The organism is Streptomyces sp. NPDC048483 (genome assembly GCF_040651455.1).
In the GTDB taxonomy this organism is placed as follows: domain Bacteria; phylum Actinomycetota; class Actinomycetes; order Streptomycetales; family Streptomycetaceae; genus Streptomyces.
Genome location: NZ_JBEZJZ010000236.1, coordinates 1 through 2,920 on the forward strand (window position 1 = coordinate 1; position 2,920 = coordinate 2,920).

3 protein-coding genes are annotated in these 2,920 nt (G+C 75.3%); 2 read left to right on the plus strand and 1 reads right to left on the minus strand.

Features of this window, described 5'->3' with window-relative positions; genetic code table 11:
- On the plus strand, positions 1 to 750 hold a 750-nt coding region (locus tag AB0D04_RS42460; RefSeq protein WP_362712826.1), incomplete at its 5' end, for an acyl-CoA dehydrogenase family protein.
- A gap of 68 nt (positions 751 to 818) precedes the next feature.
- Here AB0D04_RS42460 and AB0D04_RS42465 read toward each other — a convergent pair.
- Positions 819 to 1,469, minus strand: coding sequence for a hypothetical protein (locus AB0D04_RS42465; RefSeq protein WP_362712827.1), 651 nt, complete (start codon positions 1,467 to 1,469; stop codon positions 819 to 821).
- 258 nt (positions 1,470 to 1,727) lie between these two features.
- Between AB0D04_RS42465 and AB0D04_RS42470 the strand changes: the two genes are divergently transcribed.
- Positions 1,728 to 2,900: a hypothetical protein gene (locus AB0D04_RS42470; RefSeq protein WP_362712829.1), complete on the plus strand. Its 1,173-nt coding sequence runs from the start codon at positions 1,728 to 1,730 to the stop codon at positions 2,898 to 2,900.
- Positions 2,901 to 2,920: the final 20 nt, after the last annotated feature.

Here is a 2,920-nt window from a genome sequence, read left to right on the forward strand (position 1 = left end):
GTGCTCGCCCTCCCGCTGCCCACCGCACCGGGCGGGGCGGCCGAACCCGCCGTACGGGCCGACGCCGACGGTGCGCTGACCGGCCGGGTGACCTCGGTCGCCGATGCCGCGGCCGCCGAGCTGCTGCTGGTGTGGGCCCGGCGCCCGGACGGCCCGGCCCTCTACGCGGTCGAGGCCGCGGCCGACGGCGTACGCACCGAAGCGGTCACCCCGCTCGACCTCACCCGGCCCCTGGGCCACCTCACCTTCGACGGCGCCCGGGGCCGCCTCCTGGCCACCGGGGACCGTGCCCGGCACGCCGTCGAGCACGCGCTGCTCACCGGCGCGGGACTGCTTGCCTCGGAACAGCTCGGCGTCGCCGAATGGTGCCTGGCCGAAACCGTGCGCCACACCGCGGAGCGCACCCAGTTCGGCCGCCCCGTCGGCTCGTTCCAGGCGCTCAAGCACCGGATGGCCGCCCTGTGGCTCGAGGTCGCCTCGGCCCGCGCCGCCGCCCGCAACGCTGCCGATGCGCTGGCCACCGGCAGCCCCGACGCCCCGGTCGCGGTGGCGGTCGCCCAGGCGTACTGCGCGCCGGTGGCCGTACGCGCCGCCGAGGAGTGCATCCAGCTGCACGGCGGCATCGGGATGACCTGGGAACACCCGGCCCATCTCTTCCTCAAGCGGGCCAAGGGCGACGAGATCGCGCTGGGCGCACCGGGACGGCACCGGGACGCCCTGGCGGGGCTGGTCGGGCTGAGCGCGCCGTAAGGCGGTGGCGCCGTAACGCGGTCGGGCCGTCACGCCGGCGGACCGCCACGCCGTTCGGCGCGGGGCGGTCAGCCGGTGACGGAGAAGCGCGTGCTGAAGGCGTGGGCCGTGCCGTCGCCGGTGGCCACCTCCAGCGCGTACGCGCGGCCCGGCGCGAGCTGCGGCAGCGTCACCAGGGCCTCGCCGGCCGGCCGGGCGCCGGCCCGCGGCGCGACCAGCGCCAGCCGCTGTGTCTGCTTGGCGGTGCTGTGCGTCAGCCAGACGTCCACGTCGCGGCCGGTGCCGTTCGTCCAGGTCACGCTGAAACTGCCGTTGCCCCGGAAACTCAGTCCGGGCTGCAGGGCCATCACGGAGATTCTGGCCGCCCGGGGGGCGCGCTTGGGCTTCCCGTGCCCGGGCTTCCCGTGCTTGGGGTGCCTGTGCCGGGGCTTCCCGTGGTGCGGCTTCCCGTGCCCGGACCGCCCCTGTTTCGACTGCGCCTGCTTCGGCTGCCCGGTCGTGGCGGCGCCCGGGCCGGTCGCGGCGGCGGGGGCCGCCGAGCCGTCCTGGCCCAGCATGGCGGCATGGCCGGGTGCGGCACCGGGCGCGCCGGCGGCCTTCGCCGCCGTGGGCCAGGGGCGGGCGTGTGACGGCAGCAGCGTCAGCACCAGCAGACAGCCGACGGCGGTGGCGACGACGGCGACGGCCACGGACCTGAGCATCAAGGTGGCCCTGCGCATCCGGATCTCGTTTCCTCGGGGGAGGGGGAGGGACGAGCCGGTACATCCCCGGTGTTTTCATCATCAAAAACGCCACGCGGAGTGGTCACCTGGATGGGTATTCCCGGCGCGACAGGCCCCGCCGGACGCGGGACACTCCACCGGCGACGGGTGCATATCGGCCACCCCAAGCCCCCCGAAGCCGCCCTGTACCGGCCCCCTCGCCGACGATGTCCTGAAATCGCCCGTTCGGGTAGCGTCATATACATGAAGACCGGCATGCAGACCGCAACCCGTCGTGCACCGTTCGGTCCGGTGCTCCTGCTGGTGGCCCTGCTGCTGGCGGTGATCACGGCGCTGGCACCCGGCGCCCGCGCCGCCGGCGGCCTCGACACGGCCGCGGCGGCCCTCAAACACGGCCCGGTCTACGTCGATCCCCGCGCCTCGGGGCAGCTCCCCAAGGCCGAGGCGGACGCACTGGCCAAGAAGATCAAGAACTCCGGGAAGCCGATCTTTGTCGCGGTGCTGCCGCGGGCCGCCGAGTACCCGCCCAAGACGCTGCTCCAGGACCTGCGTACCAAGGTCGGCATCGGCGGCGTCTACGCCGTCGAGCTCGGCAACCGCTTCGACGCCGGCGCCGACCCCCGGGTGATGCCGCGCGGCGCGGTCCACAACCTGGTCGGTGCCGTCAACCGCTCCGACTACCCCACGGTCTCCCAGCGCCTGAACAGCTTCGTCGACGGCGCCGACCAGCAGGCCAATGGCCACGCCCCCGACTCCTGGGGCGGCGCGGACACCTCCGGCCTCGGCACCGGCACGCTCGTCGGGCTCGGTGCACTGGTCGTCATCGGCGGCGGTGGCGCGTACGCGATCGCCCACCGCAACCGCCGCCGGCGCGCCGAGGAGGAGCGCGCCGCGCTCGAGGACCTGCGGGTCGTCGTCGACGAGGACATCACCGCCTTCGGCGAGGAGCTGGACCGGCTCGACTTCAGCCCTGGTGAGCCCGGCGCCGACGACGCGATGCGCGCCGACTACAGCCATGCGCTGGACGCGTACGAGAGCGCCAAGACAGCGATGGCCAGGGCCGCCCACCCCGGCGACGTCCAGGCGGTGACCGCGGCCCTGGAGGACGGCCGGTTCTCGCTCGCCACCCTCGCCGCCCGGCGCGAGGGCGGGCCGCTGCCCGAGCGGCGGCTGCCCTGCTTCTTCGACCCCCGCCACGGCCCGTCGGTCATCGACGCCCGGTGGGCGCCGGCCGGCGGCGCGGAGCGCACCGTACCGGTCTGCGCCGCGGACAAGAGCCGGCTGGACGACGGCCGCGAGCCGCTGGCCCGTACGGTCCGCACCGCGGCCGGCGACCGCCCCTACTGGGACGCGGGCCCGGCCTACGCACCCTGGGCCGGCGGCTACTTCGGTGCCGTGCGGCGGCGCGACCTGGGAATGGCTCACTAGCTCAACTCTCCTTGCAGAGA